This is a genomic window from [Anoxybacillus] calidus (assembly GCF_013760845.1).
GTDB lineage: Bacteria > Bacillota > Bacilli > Bacillales > Anoxybacillaceae > Paranoxybacillus > Paranoxybacillus calidus.
The window spans coordinates 130,498-147,387 of record NZ_JACDUU010000001.1 but is presented as its reverse complement, the minus strand read 5'-3'; the positions used below and the strand labels follow the sequence as shown (position 1 = coordinate 147,387).

18 protein-coding genes are annotated in these 16,890 nt (G+C 38.2%); 3 read left to right on the top strand and 15 right to left on the bottom strand.

Features of this window, described 5'->3' with window-relative positions; genetic code table 11:
* Positions 1–267: 267 nt before the first annotated feature.
* From HNQ85_RS00780 to HNQ85_RS00770, 3 genes are all read right to left on the bottom strand, one after another.
* On the bottom strand, positions 268–1,239 hold the full coding sequence (locus HNQ85_RS00780) for an ROK family glucokinase (protein ID WP_181535266.1): 972 nt from the start codon (positions 1,237–1,239) through the stop codon (positions 268–270).
* 7 nt (positions 1,240–1,246) lie between these two features.
* On the bottom strand, positions 1,247–1,462 hold the full coding sequence (locus HNQ85_RS00775) for a YqgQ family protein (RefSeq protein WP_181535264.1): 216 nt from the start codon (positions 1,460–1,462) through the stop codon (positions 1,247–1,249).
* A 129-nt stretch (positions 1,463–1,591) separates the two neighbouring features.
* Entirely contained in the window at positions 1,592–3,055 is a 1,464-nt protein-coding gene (locus tag HNQ85_RS00770; RefSeq protein ID WP_181536466.1) for a spore germination protein, read from the bottom strand.
* 132 nt (positions 3,056–3,187) lie between these two features.
* Between HNQ85_RS00770 and HNQ85_RS00765 the strand changes: the two genes are divergently transcribed.
* Complete coding sequence (locus tag HNQ85_RS00765) at positions 3,188–4,057, top strand: hypothetical protein (protein ID WP_181535262.1); 870 nt, start codon at positions 3,188–3,190, stop codon at positions 4,055–4,057.
* Here the strand turns inward: HNQ85_RS00765 and HNQ85_RS00760 are convergent.
* The 6 genes from HNQ85_RS00760 to rpmG form a co-directional block, all read right to left on the bottom strand.
* On the bottom strand, positions 4,038–5,567 hold the full coding sequence (locus tag HNQ85_RS00760; protein WP_246326755.1) for a rhomboid family protein: 1,530 nt from the start codon (positions 5,565–5,567) through the stop codon (positions 4,038–4,040). The genes HNQ85_RS00765 and HNQ85_RS00760 overlap by 20 nt on opposite strands.
* A gap of 138 nt (positions 5,568–5,705) precedes the next feature.
* Positions 5,706–6,434, bottom strand: coding sequence for an HAD family hydrolase (locus HNQ85_RS00755; RefSeq protein WP_181535260.1), 729 nt, complete (start codon positions 6,432–6,434; stop codon positions 5,706–5,708).
* 30 nt (positions 6,435–6,464) lie between these two features.
* Positions 6,465–6,650: a hypothetical protein gene (locus tag HNQ85_RS00750; protein WP_181535258.1), complete on the bottom strand. Its 186-nt coding sequence runs from the start codon at positions 6,648–6,650 to the stop codon at positions 6,465–6,467.
* A 597-nt stretch (positions 6,651–7,247) separates the two neighbouring features.
* On the bottom strand, positions 7,248–8,024 hold the full coding sequence (locus HNQ85_RS00745) for a DUF92 domain-containing protein (RefSeq protein ID WP_220129082.1): 777 nt from the start codon (positions 8,022–8,024) through the stop codon (positions 7,248–7,250).
* On the bottom strand, positions 8,017–8,586 hold the full coding sequence (locus tag HNQ85_RS00740; protein ID WP_181535254.1) for a 5-formyltetrahydrofolate cyclo-ligase: 570 nt from the start codon (positions 8,584–8,586) through the stop codon (positions 8,017–8,019). The genes HNQ85_RS00745 and HNQ85_RS00740 overlap by 8 nt, the downstream gene beginning before the upstream one ends.
* A gap of 64 nt (positions 8,587–8,650) precedes the next feature.
* Entirely contained in the window at positions 8,651–8,800 is a 150-nt protein-coding gene (gene rpmG, locus HNQ85_RS00735; protein ID WP_181535252.1) for a 50S ribosomal protein L33, read from the bottom strand.
* 159 nt (positions 8,801–8,959) lie between these two features.
* On the opposite strand from rpmG, the gene HNQ85_RS00730 reads away from it, so the two are divergent.
* Together HNQ85_RS00730 and HNQ85_RS00725 are read left to right on the top strand one after the other, a co-directional pair.
* Positions 8,960–9,328 (top strand): hypothetical protein, encoded by a 369-nt coding sequence (locus tag HNQ85_RS00730; RefSeq protein WP_181536464.1) that lies wholly within the window; start codon positions 8,960–8,962, stop codon positions 9,326–9,328.
* Positions 9,328–9,804 (top strand): endolytic transglycosylase MltG, encoded by a 477-nt coding sequence (locus HNQ85_RS00725; protein ID WP_181535251.1) that lies wholly within the window; start codon positions 9,328–9,330, stop codon positions 9,802–9,804. Before HNQ85_RS00730 ends, HNQ85_RS00725 begins: the two co-directional genes overlap by 1 nt.
* A gap of 85 nt (positions 9,805–9,889) precedes the next feature.
* Here HNQ85_RS00725 and phoU read toward each other — a convergent pair whose 3' ends face one another.
* From phoU to HNQ85_RS00695, 6 genes are all read right to left on the bottom strand, one after another.
* On the bottom strand, positions 9,890–10,549 hold the full coding sequence (phoU, locus tag HNQ85_RS00720) for a phosphate signaling complex protein PhoU (RefSeq protein ID WP_181535249.1): 660 nt from the start codon (positions 10,547–10,549) through the stop codon (positions 9,890–9,892).
* 68 nt (positions 10,550–10,617) lie between these two features.
* The gene (pstB, locus tag HNQ85_RS00715; protein WP_246326773.1) at positions 10,618–11,394 is read right to left on the bottom strand and encodes a phosphate ABC transporter ATP-binding protein PstB; all 777 of its coding nucleotides are present in this window, start codon (positions 11,392–11,394) and stop codon (positions 10,618–10,620) included.
* 84 nt (positions 11,395–11,478) lie between these two features.
* Complete coding sequence (pstA, locus tag HNQ85_RS00710) at positions 11,479–12,360, bottom strand: phosphate ABC transporter permease PstA (protein ID WP_181535245.1); 882 nt, start codon at positions 12,358–12,360, stop codon at positions 11,479–11,481.
* Between the two features lie 2 nt (positions 12,361–12,362).
* Positions 12,363–13,316 (bottom strand): phosphate ABC transporter permease subunit PstC, encoded by a 954-nt coding sequence (gene pstC / locus HNQ85_RS00705; RefSeq protein ID WP_181535243.1) that lies wholly within the window; start codon positions 13,314–13,316, stop codon positions 12,363–12,365.
* Between the two features lie 80 nt (positions 13,317–13,396).
* On the bottom strand, positions 13,397–14,368 hold the full coding sequence (locus HNQ85_RS00700; RefSeq protein WP_181535241.1) for a PstS family phosphate ABC transporter substrate-binding protein: 972 nt from the start codon (positions 14,366–14,368) through the stop codon (positions 13,397–13,399).
* A gap of 216 nt (positions 14,369–14,584) precedes the next feature.
* On the bottom strand, positions 14,585–16,750 hold the full coding sequence (locus tag HNQ85_RS00695; RefSeq protein ID WP_181535239.1) for a peptidoglycan D,D-transpeptidase FtsI family protein: 2,166 nt from the start codon (positions 16,748–16,750) through the stop codon (positions 14,585–14,587).
* Positions 16,751–16,890: the final 140 nt, after the last annotated feature.

Below are 16,890 nucleotides of genomic sequence, written 5' to 3'. Positions count from 1 at the left end.
CAAGAAGCGCCATATTCACCACGACACTCAAATGGAATTATTTGGTAAATTTTTACATAAATAGGTTTTTACTTAAGTAACCAACATCAATCTTAATACTTTTTTAACAAAAAAGCAATTCTTTTTCAAAGATAGGACGCTAGAATAGTAATGTCATAAAGATATTAAAGTTGTACACATTTTATAGACGAATTAGAATAGAAAAAGTTACAAAAAAGAAAGGAGTCAATAGAAAAATTATATTGACCCCCTTTATTACCGCCATATTTACTTCACAAATTTATTTTTTGCCAGCCAGGCTCCACCGATCACTCCTGCGTCATTACCTAACGTTGCGATTGTAATGTGAACACCCTCAGCGACACGTGGGAACGCAAAACGCTTCACATAGTGGCGCACTTTCTCGACTAGCATGTTTCCCGCCTTCGACACACCGCCGCCGATAACAATTTTTTCTGGATTGACACCGTTCGCTAAATTGGCTAATGCTAGGCCAAGATGAAAAGTGACATAGTCGATGATCTCTAATGCTAATGCATCGTTTGCTTTAGCTGCATCAAATACATCCTTCGCAGTAATCTTTCCGGTTTCTTCGTAAATTTGTCTTAAAATGCTTGCAGTTTCCGTGTTTGCTAATTTTTCTTTCGTAATTCTAACAATCCCTGTAGCTGAGGCAATCGTTTCTAAACATCCGGTTTTGCCGCAATTGCAAGGGGCGCCACCTTCTGGAATCGAAGTAATGTGCCCGATTTCTCCCCCGGCACCGTTTGTTCCATGAACGATTTGACCATTGACGATAATGCCACCGCCTACTCCGGTGCCAAGCGTCACGCAAATTAAATCTTTCGCCTCGTTTCCCGCACCTTTCCACATCTCGCCGATGGCGGCAATATTCGCATCGTTGTCGACAACAACGGGAAGCGACGTTTCTACTTCAAGCAAATCTTTAAGTGGGTAGTCTTTCCACGGTAAATTCGTCGTTTGATAAACCATCCCTGTCACCGTGTTCACCGGCCCAGGCGCGCCCATCCCAATACCGAGCAATTTGCTTTTTGTCTGACCAAGCTCTTCTAACTTTTGATCAATCGATTTAGCAATATCGGTTATAATGTTTTTTCCTTGTTCAGAATGGTCAGTACTAATTTCCCATTTATGTATTATTTCTCCATACATATTCACAAATGCCATCTTAATTGTCGTTCCGCCTAAATCAACACCAACTAACCATTTTTCTGTCATATTCATTTCATCCTTTATTTCTCTCTCTTTTTTCACGTTCCAATTGTGCTTCATGCCGCAGCAACAAAATGGCCATTTGATACTCTTTCACATCAATCAATTGTGATTGATACAGCTCTTTAATTTCCTCTTCCATCAGTTCCAAATCCGCTAAACGATCACCAACATAGATAATAATACCATATTTTTTTAATAGTTGTTGAACATCATAAATCGTTTTCATGTTTCCACCTATGTTATCGCTTATTGTGCATATTTTTTTCATACATGTACACTATAAAGTATATAAGAAACCATATCATCGTCAAGAATCGATCAAAAGAAAAAGAGTGCTAACAATGAACACTCTCTGTTAACGATCGGGATCTTTTGGATGTAAAATCGTCGGCCGGCGGTTCTTTAACGGAATCGGTGAGCGGATAAATATATCGCGCATCGCCCGGTAAGAGAATGGAATGAACGGCCATAAATATGGAATATTAAATGATTTCATGCGTATAAGCATCATCATCCATAACGTAATGCCGATGATATAACCATACATCCCAAAGAAAGCGGTCGCTATTAATAAGGCAAGGCGGACTAACCGGTTGGCTAGGCCTAACTCATAACTTGGTGTTGCAAATGTGCCAATTGTCGCAATAGAAAAATAAAGAATTACTTCATTCGAAAACAACCCGACTTCAACCGCGACTCCGCCAATCATTAATGCAGCCACTAAACCTAAAGCAGTTGCAAGTGAAGAAGGTGTATGAATGGCCGCCATTCGCAGCATATCAATGCCAACTTCAATAATAAATAATTGGGCAAACAGCGGAATATCTCCCATTTTCATATGTGTAAGAAAAGATAGAGAACGGGGCGATAATTCAGGATTGGTGACTAATAAATACCAAAGCGGCAGGAGAAAAATCGACGCCCACACCGCCAAAAAGCGAACCAATCGTAAATACGCCCCGACAATTGGCTTATTGCGGTACTCTTCAGCATGCTGTAAATGATGCCAAAAGGTTGCCGGTGCAATTAAAACGCTTGGCGAACCGTCTACCATCACTAATACATGCCCTTCATACAAATGTGCGGCTGCTGTATCCGGCCGCTCTGTATAACGGACGATTGGATAAGGATTCCAATGCCTTCCAGAAATAAACTCATCAATCGTTTTCTCCGCCATCGGCAGCCCGTCCGTATCGATTTTTTTAATCGATTCCTTCACCTTTTTGACAATTTCCGGATCAGCAATATCCTCAATATAACAAATACAAATATCTGTTTTGGAACGTCTTCCTACTTGCATATACTCCATTCGTAAAGAACGATCGCGGATACGCCGCCGCGTTAATGCTGTATTAAACACAATGGTTTCAACAAACCCGTCACGCGCTCCGCGGACAACCCGCTCCATATCCGGTTCCTGTGGCCCTCTCACAGGATATGTACGCGCATCAATTAAAATCGCATATGCTACACCATCAATTAATAATACGGTCGGTCCTGCCAGCACTCCATCGACAATTCGCTCTAAATCGTTTGTTTTCTCTAATTCCACATAAGGGACATAGACTTTCAATAACTTTTCTAACGGTTCGGACTGTAACACCTTTTCATCAAGAGTGGATAAATATTTCATAATATAATGTAAAATATCATCTTTAACAAAACCATCTATCATAAAAAAAGCCATTGCACGGCCTGCATACTCTACATCTAAATAAATAACATCAAAGCTTTTTCCTACCCCTAATCGTTCTTTTAAATATGTAATATTTTCGTCTAAATTTGCGGAAACAAGATGTTTGACTTCTTCATTTTCCATGTGTTCCACCCGCCTATTAACAGACATTTTTATCCCCCATCATTGCCAAATAAAAATCGTTTCATACATATTTTTTCTGTTGCGCTCATACATTTGTTAGTAACTTGTCCAAAATGCAGATGGAGGAATAAAATGAAGCGGATGATCCCACTTTCTATACTTATCATTTTGTTTGTCTTGCTCTACTTTTTATCACCTTTTTCAAAAGAACCACCAACAAGAGAAAGCATCATCTTTTTTCCTCTTGACCCAAATGTAACATTTACAAAAGCGGATACCCGCCTCGTTCTGGAGCCAAAAAAGAAAAATAATGAATATGTCTTACGCTGGTATACAACATCTAGTCTTGACCGTAAAGTATACTTACGCCAAGACATATCATTACTTTTTGCCAATGGACGTTTACTTGGAACATTATCGAAGTGGAAAGAGAATAGTCAAACGCTGCTGCAGGAAAAGATAGTAAAAGAGAAAAATAGTCAATTGTTTCAAGCAATTTCTTTTCATTACGGGGAAATCCATGACGGAGAGACCATTCGCAGCAGTCAAAAAATGAGCGGTGATTATTTGTATGTCATCGATTCAGCTTACAGTCCTTTCATGTCATTTCGTCAGGCAAGAACAACAGAACAAAAAGAATGGAAGCACGTATTGAGTCAAACAACTAGACAATTTCTTGATTATAAAACAAAACAATTAGTCATCCATTTTTCGATTCATGAAAAAAACTACTACCACTTCTATTTGCCGGAATTCATTGTTTATAACGAACAACCATTCCCGGACTTATCCATAGAAAAAACCCAGAAAATAATTGGAAACCTTTGGGAAGGGCTTTATAAAAATTATTTCCTGGGTATTAAAAAGAAAAATGGAACAATCGTTTCCCCTACCGGCAGCACGATGCCTGTTATTTTTATTAGTAAAGATTATACTCATCTTATTGTGCTTTTTGAAACAAGGGACGGAGAGAAAATACAGCTTATTCAGCAAATCTCTTAATATCCGAAAGCAGCTGCTTATATTTCTCATTTTCTGGATGCAAGTTGACCGCTGCTTCAGCTGCCTTTTCGGCATTGGTATATTCCTTTAAATCTAAATATACGAGAGCTAAATTGTAAAACGCTTCATGGAAGCGAGGGTTTGTCTTAACAGCTGACAATAAATATTGTTTCGCTGCTACGATATTCCCTCGTTTAATTTGTATGTAAGATAAAAGAAAGTCCACTTCAGCTTTATATATATCAGCACCATCAATACTTTTAAGCAAACGATACGCTCGTTCATACCTTTCTTTTTCAATGTAATGCTGTGCTAAGCCGATCGTTACTTTTACATCTTCACTCGAATGTTTGTGTAACCCTGAGTAAATTCCTGCGGTTACAAGAAAAACAATCAGGGCAAGAGAAACCAGCTGCTTTGAAACAAAACGATGCTTCGGTAAATGAACAATGCTTGCCGCCAAAAAGCCGCCGATGAGTCCGCCAATATGACCGGCATTATCAATTCCCGGAACAATAAATCCAAACAGAAGATTGATGCCGATTACACTTAAAATATTCATTCCCATTGTTTGCATAAAAAGATGACGATAAACGGTTCCAAAGTATAAAAGCGCGCCAAACAATCCAAAAATCGCACCGGAAGCTCCCGCGGAAACGGAAGACGTAAATAGAAAACTTGCAAGCGTTCCGAAAAATCCAGCAAATAAATAAATGATAAAAAAGCGAAAAGAACCGTAAAGACGTTCAACAGTTGTTCCTAAATAATACAATGCAAATGTATTCATTAGTAAATGAAAGAAACCAATATGCAAAAACACCGGCGTTAAAAACCGCCACCATTCTCCTTGTTTAATGAGTGGATTAAATTTTGCACCGTATTCGATGAGAACGCGCGTGTTCGTACTGCCACCCTTCCATTCAAGAAACAAAAACATGAGAACTTGTGCCACAATAAATAAATACGTAAAGAACGGTTTTCCGTATTCAAACAGCTGTTTTTCTTTTTCTATCTGTTCTCTGGCGAGAAACAGTGTTTTTTGTTTCAGCTGTTCAAGTTCGTCAAACGATTCATTTTCTACAGCAAAATCTGAAACTTCTATCTTCGTTGCTGTCATCTCGCTGAGCTTTTGCAAAGACTCTTTTACATTCGCCTGATGTAACACAATAGTATGTAAAACCGTTTCATTTTTCCCGTCAAACGTTAAAGGCTTAGCAATGAGAAATTCCCAATCATCAACGGGAGGATACGTAGTGACATAAATATTTAAGACTCGAGCTGAGCGCATAATATGCCTTTTCCGCAGCTGTTCGACAACTCTTCCTGTATACTCGATATCCCGTTGCAGCCAGCTGCTCCAGTCCACGTCATAACGGACTATTCTTATAAGCGGAGCTGCTTTATGTTGAAAGGATTCTAACCAAATTTCATTTTGAGACTCCGACAATTTAATAATCCGATAATTTTGTTTAACAAAATGGTGAATTAAATACCAATACAAAATGTTCAATATTTCCTCTCCCTTCCTTATCGCAAAGAAGCCGTTGAAATAAAGCAAAACTTCATCAATGAGTGGGGCCCCCACTGATGTTAGTTGAACTTATCGCACTTCTAGCGTCCGTTATCTCTCACCTGTAGAGGTGGAGTCTTACGGACGACTAGAACAGGATAAAGAGGAAGTCAATCCACTTACATCATGACATATTGCCAAAGGTTGATGTGTCGTAGTCGGCGGCTGCTTTCTCGTATTCAAATAAATGGCCTGCCACCTCGCTTCAAGCGCTCCCAACACATCAAGCTCCCAAGAGTCCCCTATATATAATTTATGCTTACTGTTTGGTGCAATTTTGTTTAATGCGTAATGAAAAATAGCTGGATTTGGTTTTTCTACACCAATCTCTTCAGAAATAATAATAAATTCATCTGAAAAAAAACGAGTAAATCCAAGATAACGAATTTTATTTCGCTGTATCTCACTCGTTCCATTTGTAATAATCCCCATCTTAATGGACTGATGATATAAATGGTCTAAAAGTGATTCCACTCCCCTCATCGGTACAACAAATTGACTAACGATATGGTCGAAATAATGATGAAACCAGTCCGCTAAATCTGTATTCGCTTTTATGTTAAAAGTAAGCATCGTATCAAGAAAGCGGCGCCGCCGATATTCGATTCTCGTCAAACGCCTGTATTGATAATCGCTCCAATATAAGTCACAAAACTTCTTGAAAGTGGAAAACCACGTTTCAAAACTTATATCGTATCCGCTTTTCTTCACAAACAGTAAAAAACAATGCTCAATCGCTCTTTTAAATGTTTGTTCATAATCGACAATCGTATCATCTAAATCAAAACAAATGATTTCCCAATTCATCTAAATCTTCCCAATGTAAACTCTATTGTATCACATTCGTTGCAATACTTGAGCATAAAATGCTTTGCGCACAAACGGAATATTCATTACCAAAAAAACAAACGCCTTTTGTAAAAATCGATTTTTAAAAAACAGATTGATCAACTTGTAACGATAGCGATATAATGCAAAACATCCGATTGCAAGAAAAACAATAGACATAATGCGGTTATACATCCTTTCATTCTCCTTTCATTCTCCTTTCATTTTTACTGCTCTTTATTCTTTTGTCCAATCTGTTACTAAATTATAGAAAGAAAATAAAAAGGACTGGGGCTGATCCCAAAGTGTCTGACCCCACGTGCATTTCACAATATATAATGTCTTATATATTGTGTTGTGGGTCTAACGCTTTGTTTGAAGATCAGCCTCTCCAGCCGCTTCATTCATTCGTGGAATGTACGATTCATAATCTCTTTTAACACTTTTACCAAATAAGCAAATTTTTCTTCTTCACTTCGTTTTCACTCAAGCACTTCCCAAATGCCGCTGCGATTGATGATGGTCGAAATACCAATAATAAATAATTGGCCATCTAAAATAAATCAGAAACTGTTAATATCGAATTTTCATTTTATAAAATCGCTTTCGTTAAAAGGACAAGCCCCATTGTGATTTCGTAATAGGTTGCTCTTTTACACTGGATAATATATATGAGGTATCGCGGATGTTGATAAACAAGCACTCTAAATTATCATAGCTATCTTTTTCTTTTTTCGTGGACAATCTCTAAAACTGAACGACGGTCACAAACAAGTTTTTTACACGATGCAATTATTGTAATGTTGTTACAAAAAAATACAATATCGTTGCAGAAATGATGGATAACCAATTTACCATATCATTATTAATAAAACGCCCACCTTTAAGCCTTATCGTGCCTTGACCGCAATGTTGCTTCTTCTCTGTCTCCAACCCGCAAACAGCGCAACAGTAATTAACTTGGCACACTGCCCCCATCCACGTATCGATCATGCTGCCAAGAAAGCCAAACAAACCAACAAAAACAAGATGTATATCATGCCATAAAACAAAACTAACGATTCCAACAAAGAGCGCTCCACCTATTGCCGCTATTGTGCCAAGCAGTGTCATTCCTCCTGAGGTTCCTCGTTCAACCATTTTCCATGTTGTAATTAAACGTGGCGATTGTTTGCTTAAACTTCCGATTTCTGATGCCCACGTGTCCGAATTAGCTGCAGCAATTGAAACGATAAACATTTCCAGCCAAATCGTGGAAGGCGAAAAAAAATAAATGAGGCTAATCACAGCCGGGACGCTTCCATTTGCCAGCACTTGCATATAATCGCGCTGATCTCCTTTTTCCACTTTTTCGAACATAGCCATCTTTTTATGTTTTTGAAATTTGCTCCAAAGACTCGAACTTACAAAAAACGCTCCAAGCATAATAAGCCCTTTCCACTCGAATCCAAGTGAAATCAACAATCCGACAAAAAAGGCAACAACAGCTCCCGAAACAGAAAGAGAACGAACAAGCCATCCACCAAAGGCAACAATGAACGTAACCACGATATAAATCCATTCATTCATCACAAACAATAACCTCATCATTTGTAATAATCATCTGTACAGGAATATCATGTTGCTCAACTGGTACTCTTTCAACCATTTGTACACTGTAGGCAAGCGAAATCGTCGCTTGGGTGAACTGTTGTAAATAGCGGTCATAATAGCCGCCACCGTACCCGATTCGATATCCGTCTCTTGAAAAAACAATTCCCGGCACAACCATTAAATCAATTTCCGCTGCTGCTACTTCCTTCGTTATATCTTCAATTGGCTCTAATAAATCAAAATATATAGATTCAAGCTGTGCAAATGAATGTATTTCACGAAAAACCATCGTTTTTTCGTCCGGATCACATTTTGGTACGCATATCCTTTTTCCTTCACGCCAAGCTTTTTCAATAATCGGTAGCGTATGTACTTCATTTCCTCTTGAAATCGTAATCCCAATGCATTTCGTCTTCTTCCAGACAGAAAGCGCGTATAGCTTTTCAGCAATCGCTTCGGAATACTCCTGCTTCTCTTTGTCTGTTAATTGTGTGAGCAGCTGTTTCACTTTTTTTCGCATTTTCTTTTTTTCTTCCATACGGATTTCACCTCTCTTTTCATTGTAGCAAAATAAAAAAGCAGCAGGAAATGTCTCCTACTGCTTACTTTGTTTCACGATGAATAGTTGCTTTTTTGTCTCTTGGGCAGTATTTTTTTAGCTCAAGACGATCTGGATTGTTACGTTTATTTTTTGTCGTAATATAGTTACGTTCGCCGCATTCTGTACAAGCTAATGTAATATTTACACGCATTGCTACTTCCCTCCAATACTTAATTAACTATAATCAGACTTTTCTATGATAGCACTTTTTTGTGTGAATTTCCATATTTAATTTATGTTTTTATTACACTTTCTATTTATAACAACATTCATAACATATATAATGAAATGGGGTGACATTATGGAGCATCTGATCGAATATACAATGATTGCGCTCGTTTTTCTGTCGTTATTATTGCTCATTTTATCCTTTTTTGCAAAAGATAAAATCAAAGGGCTCGAGGAACAAATAGACCAGTTGACCATGTCTTTCGTACAAGAAACATATCAGCTCAAAAAAAAATTAAAAATATTAGAAGAAGAGTTATTGATGAGCGACGAAGATATAATGGAAATTGTGCGAAAAAAAGCGCTCAACGATTCTACACAACTAGAGCGTGAACAAGTCTTGTCCCTTTATAAACGGGGATTTTCGTATGAACAAATTGCCAAAGAAACCTCGATGACAACAGAAGAGGTGCGAATGATGTTACAACAATACTTGCGGGGAATGAACTAATGGATAGAATTACCATTCGTACGTTTGCAATTGGAATGTTGTTAGCTACTGCTGTGATAGGCAGCATATACTATTATTCAAAACCAGCAAAATTGACAGAAACAGATATTCATTCTTATTTACAGGAAAAAGGTCTCATCGCAATCAGTACAAAAGAGTATAAACAACTGAAAGAGGCAAAACAACAATTACAATCTAATTCAGCAAATAAACAAGTAAAACTAGCTCAAAAAAATATCGACAAGCCAGAAACCATTTATTCTTATCAATTGGTTATTGATAAGGGGAAAACAGCCTCTGAAATTGCTAAAGAATTAGAAGAAGCCCAAGTGATCAACGATGCAGTGACTTTTATCAAATATTTAAGAGACCACGGTTTGACTCGTAAAATTCGCGGAGGTACATATCAAGTCAACAGTAATATGAATCATGAAGAACTTAGCAAAATGATTACAAAGTCTCGAACTAATCATTAAAGAAGAACTTCATCTATAGGATACCGTTTATGAAAATAAAAGTCCGCTCCTTTATCAATAGAAGGAGCGGACTTCACTTTTTAATTTAATCATTTAAATCATAATGTCTTCCTTTTACGAGATAAAACACACTTTCAGCAATGTTTGTCGCATGGTCAGCAACACGTTCAATATAACGGGAAATAAATGATAATTGCGTAATTTGCGAAATCGCTTCGCTATTGGTTTGCGTCGTCTGCAACAATTCTTTAATCGTTTGTCCATATAACTGGTCGACTTCATCATCCATATCCGCTACTTTTTTTGCAAGAACTACATCTTCCTCGTAATATGCTTTTAATCCTAACGAAAGCATCTCAAGGGCAATTTGATGCATTCGTACAATTTTGTCAATCGGAACGACAAACGGCTGTTCCCCGATACGGATCGTCGATTTTGCAATATTTACGGCAAAATCAGCAATTCGTTCGACATCTGTTGAAATTTTGATGGCCACAATAATACGTCGTAAATCAATTGCAACCGGCTGCTGCTTAGCAATTAATAAAATCGCAAAATCATTTATTTCCTCATCAAGCAAGTCGATTTTGGAATCACTATCAATCACTTCTAAAGCTCGATCTACATTTTTTGTCTGTAACGCATCGATAGACTTGCCAAGGGCAATTTCTGTTAAACTTCCAATCTCAATTAATTTTTGGCGTAATGTTTTTAAATCATAATGAAATTTTTCACGTACGGACATTTGTTTCTCTCCCCTTTTCTTGCTTTATTGAAAAAATCGTGCGAGCAACTCGCACGACTTCTTTGATATTAACCGAAACGTCCTGTAATGTAATCTTCTGTACGTTTGTCAGAAGGATTCGAGAATAATTTATCTGTATCTGTATATTCGATGACCTCTCCGTTTAAGAAAAAGGCTGTTTTATCAGAAATGCGGGCAGCTTGCTGCATATTATGAGTAACGATAATAATGCTATAGTTTTTCTTCAATTCTTGGACAAGTTCTTCTACTTTTAAAGTTGAAATTGGATCTAATGCTGAAGTTGGTTCGTCCATGAGAATGACATCCGGTTCAATTGCCAAGCAGCGGGCAATGCATAAACGTTGTTGCTGTCCGCCTGATAATCCGTACGCATTTTCGTGCAGACGATCTTTCACTTCATCCCAAATAGCCGCACCGCGTAAACTTCTTTCAACAATTTCGTCAAGTATTTTCTTGTCGCGAATACCATGAATACGCGGACCATAAGCAATGTTATCATAAATAGATTTTGGGAACGGATTTGGCTTTTGGAATACCATTCCGACTTGTGTCCGCAATTCCTCAACACGATAAGATTTATCAAAAATATTGCGACCGCGATACATAATTTCTCCAGACGTACGCACGTTCGGCACCAGCTCAATCATACGGTTCAACGTTTTAATATATGTTGATTTCCCGCATCCAGATGGTCCGATAATCGCTGTTACTTCGTTTTCATAAATATCCAAATCAATATTTTTCAAAGCATGATGTTCACCATACCATAGATTTAAATTTTTCGTACGATAAACAACCGCTTTTTCTCCCTTTACTTCATTCATCTTTTTTCGCTCCGTTCTTTCTTTTGTTACTGTTAACTCCATGGATAAAATCCTCCTTCATCCAATTTGATTGAGCACAATCACTTAAAATCTCTTTTGGAATTTATTTCGAATGAACACAGCGATCGAGTTCATGACAATGAGAACGAATAATAACACAACAATTCCTGCTGCTGCGACGTGTTGAAACTCTTCCTGCGGTCTTCCTGTCCAGTTGTAAATCTGCATTGGCATAACCGTAAACGTATCAAAAATGCTTTTTGGTAAGTAGGCAATAAATGTTGGAATACCGATAACAACAAGTGGTGCTGTTTCACCAATCGCACGCGACAACGCTAAAATACTTCCCGTTAAAATTCCTGGAATCGCTGCAGGCAAAACAATTCGATAAATCGTTTGCCATTTTGTTGCACCCATACCATAAGATGCTTCGCGAAGTTGATTTGGAACGGCACGAATGGCCTCTTGTGCCGCTACAACAATGACAGGTAATACAAGCAAACTCATTGTTAATCCTGCCGAAATAACGCTGCGCTCTAAGCCCATGCCGCGAACGAATACCGTTAAACCTAGCAAACCGAAAACGATGGACGGAACACCAGCTAAATTTGAAATGTTTGTTTGGATAAAGTCTGTAAAACGGTTTTTCTTCGCATATTCCTCAAGATAAATGGCCGTACCAACACCTAAAATAAGCGATAACGGAGCGACAATGACCATCAGCCATAAAGACCCGATTAAAGCCGCCTTAATTCCTGCTTCTTCTGGTCTACGTGACGCGAAATTTTGTAAGAAATCCATATCAAGCCAGCCAATTGCTTGAGTGAATATCCGATATAGAAGCACGACAAGGACGATTAAGCCAAAAACGGTAGCAAGAAAGAATAAAAATTTGAAAAAGTTGTTTTTTACAAGTCTCCCTGTCATGTTTTTTATCACTTTTTCTTGATCGATTAGTTTTTTCATTGTTAATATTCCTCCCTAAAGCGACGAGAAATATATTGGGCAAGCAAGTTCATCGCTAGTGTAAAGACGAATAACGTCATCCCTACAGCGTAAATACTATAGTAAATCGTTGTACCGTATCCGGCATCTCCTGTCGTTACTTGAACGATGTAAGCAGTCATTGTTTGGATCGACTGAGTAACATCAAATGATAATACCGGCGATGATCCTCCTGCCACAGCTACAATCATTGTTTCCCCAACCGCCCGGGAGATGGCTAATACGAAAGAAGCAATAATACCAGATGCAGAGGCAGGAAGTACGACTTTTAACGCTACCTCTAATTTCGTTGAACCAAGCCCTAAAGCTCCTTCACGAATCGCATTCGGTACAGAACTCATTGCATCCTCAGAAAGAGAGGCAACCATCGGAATAATCATAATTCCCATCACAATACCTGGACTTAGTGCGTTGAAAATTCCTAAATCAGGAATGATTTGTTTCAACAATGGAGTAACAAATGTCAATGCAAAGAAACCATAAACAATGGTCGGAATCCCTGCCAATACTTCTAATATCGGTTTGATGATTCTTCTTGTTTTATCTGATGCATATTCACTCAAGTAAATCGCTGATGCCAATCCAATTGGAATGGCTACAACCATTGCAATACCAGTCGTTAATAATGTTCCTGTTACTAATGGTGCCACACCGAACGAGCCACTTTCTTCGTTCCAAGGCAACCATTCTTTCTCTGTTAAAAACTCAACAATGGAAACTCTGCTAAAAAATGTAAACGTTTCAAATAATAACGTAAATAAAATTCCTAACGTCGTTAATATAGAAATCACTGCGGTTAGCAACAATAACTTCGGCATTAATTTCTCAACAAACATTAATCCGCTTTGTTTTGCTTTTTTCTCTTTAATCATTTCGCGGACAGAGTAAGTTGGACTGTCTTGTTTCGTAACAGCCATAATGCGAAAACCCCTTCCTTTCCATTTCATGGAAAGATGAGAAGCATCAATTAATGTTGCTTCTCATCTTGTTAACTTCATTATTTTAATCCTTCAAGAGTTTTTAATTGCTCATCATATTTTTCTTGTGGCAGGCGTACGTAACCTACTTCTTCAGCAAAATCGCCAGCATTTTCTAAAATAAATTTTGCAAAGTCATAAACTTGCGCTTTTTCTTTAAGAGCTTTTGTATTTACATATGTGAATAATGGACGAGAAAGTGGAGTGTATTCACCGCTTTGAATCGTTTCATTTGTTGGCTCAACAGGACCTTTTCCGCCATCAATTGGAACCACTTTTAATTTATCTTTATTCTCTAAGTAGTAAGCATAGCCGAAATAGCCGATCGCGTTTTTGTCTCCCGCTACACCTTGAACAAGCACGTTGTCATCTTCTGAAAGTTGTGCGTTCTTTACAAGTTCTGCACCATCGAGAATGACTTCATCGAAATAGTCGAATGTACCAGAATCATGTCCTGGTGAGAAGAATTTAATTTCTTCATCTGGCCAGCCTGGACGAATGTCAGACCATTTTTTCACTTTACCGTCTTCCGTCCACATTTTCTTTAATTCTTCAACTGTTAAGTGGTCAACCCAGTCGTTTTCTTTGTTTACAACAACTGAAAGACCGTCATATGCGATTTGGAATTCTTGGAATTCGATACCGCCGCTTGTAGCAGCTTGTTTTTCTTCATCTTTAATTGGACGAGATGCGTTTGAGAAATCTGTTTCACCTTTTGTGAATTTCTCAAATCCACCGCCAGTACCAGACTGACCGACAGATACTTTTACTCCTGGTTGCTGAGCCATATATTCTTCTGCTGCAGCTTCCATGATTGGGAATACAGTAGAAGAACCGTCCATTTTTACTTCGCCTTCAAGTTGTTCTGCAGCTTGATTTTTTTCTTTATTTTCGTTAGAACCTGTATTTTCAGCATCATTTCCACATGCTGTAGCAAATGCTAGCATGCTGCTCATCATTGCTGAAAAAGCGAGAAATTTAAAATGTTTCATTACTTAATTCCCCCTACGTATTTTCCTTGTTTTGTCCTACGACTTATAGATTACATGCCAACTATTAAAAGGGTTTTAAACAAATGTTAAGCTTTTGTAAACTAAATACAATAGGCAGCATTTCTATGATTATTCTCCCCTTTTTTTGTCAAAGATGTTAAACAGCAAAAAAAAGAAGACATCCCTGTTATAACAAGGAGTCTTCTTTACTATTATTTATTGCTCGTCTTCTTCAGTCATAGACATATCAGAATCAGACGGTACAGATGATGATTCTGTTTGTGCTTCACTTATCCGTTTTTGTTTTAGCTCAAAATAGGCATCTAAAATCTTTTCACCAATTTTTTTATTAATCGGGTAACTATTTCTCTCACTTTGATATGCCCAAGGTACAACAACAGAGAAAGCAATTTCTGGATCATCATAAGGAGCATAACCGACAAGCGTTAAGTTACGAGTTGGCGTCATAAATTTACTTTTTATCGGTCCGTCGTAGAACGCTTCGGCTGTTCCTGTTTTTCCTGCCGGACGATACGGTTTTCCGGCAAAAAAGGCACCCGCAGTACCTCGAGGAGTTTGCATTACACGTCGAAATCCTTCTTGTACTCTTTCAATATACTCCATTTTCATATCAACACGGTTTAATACAACCGGCTCAAAACCGCGAATAACCGGTCCTAATTGAGTGCCATCATGATCATCATTGTTTGGTTCGCGAATTTCTTTCACAATTTGAGGTTTCATTCGATAGCCGTCATTGGCAATCGTAGAAACATATTGCGCCAACTGCAGCGGCGTATACATATCAAACTGTCCAATTGCTAAGTCTAACAAATGCCCCGGCAACTTGCTGTTTCCTGGAAAACCGATGATTTCATTCGGTAAATCGATTCCTGTTTTAACGCCTAGACCGAACTGACTAAAATATCGCCGCATAATCGTAAATGCCTCCGGATCAATTGGTAATGAGTGATGCGGACGATATTTTGCATTACCAATCGCCATAGCGATTTTAAACATGTATACGTTTGAGGAACGCTGTAATGCGGTTAACTCATTGATTGCCCCCATCGTTTCATATGATTTTTTGACAGGTGTACCTTTAATATATAAAGGTTCATCTCTTAGCACCGTTCCAGGTTGAATGACACCTGTTTGCATTCCCGTTAACACGGTTGCTCCTTTTACAGCCGATCCCATTGCATAGGCGGACGTCATTGTACCAAGAGCGTAATCTTTCAGCTTTACTTTTCCATGTTCATCTCTTGTATACAGCTTTCCTGCCATAGATAAAATTTCGCCCGTTTTCGGATTCATCATCACAACAAACGCGCGGTCAAGCAGCTCCCTACCGCCACCTCGTTTTGCTATCATTAATTCTTCTTCAATAATTTTCTCCACTTTTTGTTGTAATTCGATATCAATTGTTAACACTACATCTTTGCCGCGCTGTCCTTTATATATTTCTTTTGTTTCAATCACATTTCCAGATTTATCGGTAATGTTTTTTACTTTTGCTTTTTGACCATGCAACACATCTTCATATTGCGCTTCTAAGTAACTTTTCCCAACGCGGTCATTGCGGCTGTAGTCGCGCGCTAAAAAGTATTCCAAGCGCTCTCGCGGCAACCCCTCTTCAGAAGAGGTAATACTTCCAAGGACCGAACGGAACGTATTTCCATATACATAATGACGCTCCCAGTCCGTTGTCGTACTCACGCCCGGGAGCTCTTCTAAATGTTCGCTTACAACGGCATATTCATCATTTGTAACTTCCTTATTTTTTACAATTTGTGGTGTTAACGCATAGCCGCTGTCTAGTTCCCGCTTAATCGCTAAGACTTCAAGTTCGTCGTTCTTAATTTCTTTTAAATCATCTTCTGTAATTCGTTCCAATGTAAGTTCATAAAGTTTTTTATCAATTTCTTTATTAGTCAGCTCTTCTTTTTTCCATTTTTTTTGCAACTTCTCTCGTTCTGCCTTCGGAATTTTCGCTTTCGCTTTTTCCGGACGTGTTAAAATCCAGTAGTCTTTCATGTCCCTTTCTGTAATTTTATCTGTCGGTTTCTCAATATATTGAGCCAGCTTTTGGGCAATTTCTAATGTTTCTTCCGGCTTCGTCGTTTGTGATCTTGTATATGTGATGGCATTTAATGGTGTATTGTCGACAATCACGCGGTGATACCGATCGTAAATTTTCCCGCGCGGTACTGGAGTACTAACGGTAACATTCTCCGTCCGCTCCACTTCTTTACGATAATGCTCTCCATAAACAATTTGCACAACGCCAAGACGTAAAATAAGGGCTGAGAACAATAAAAACACGACAAAAAAGAGCATATTTAGGCGAAAGGGAACTTGCGGTTTCTTTTTCTTTTTCAAGGAAGAGAACCTCCTATCGTTATACGATTTTTCCTTGTATGAAAACGAATCGTGAACTCTAGTTTTTCTATCTTCCCTATTGTAAAGGAAAGCTCACAAATTTTCTACAAAAGTATACTTCATGTACTCAAATAAAAGCG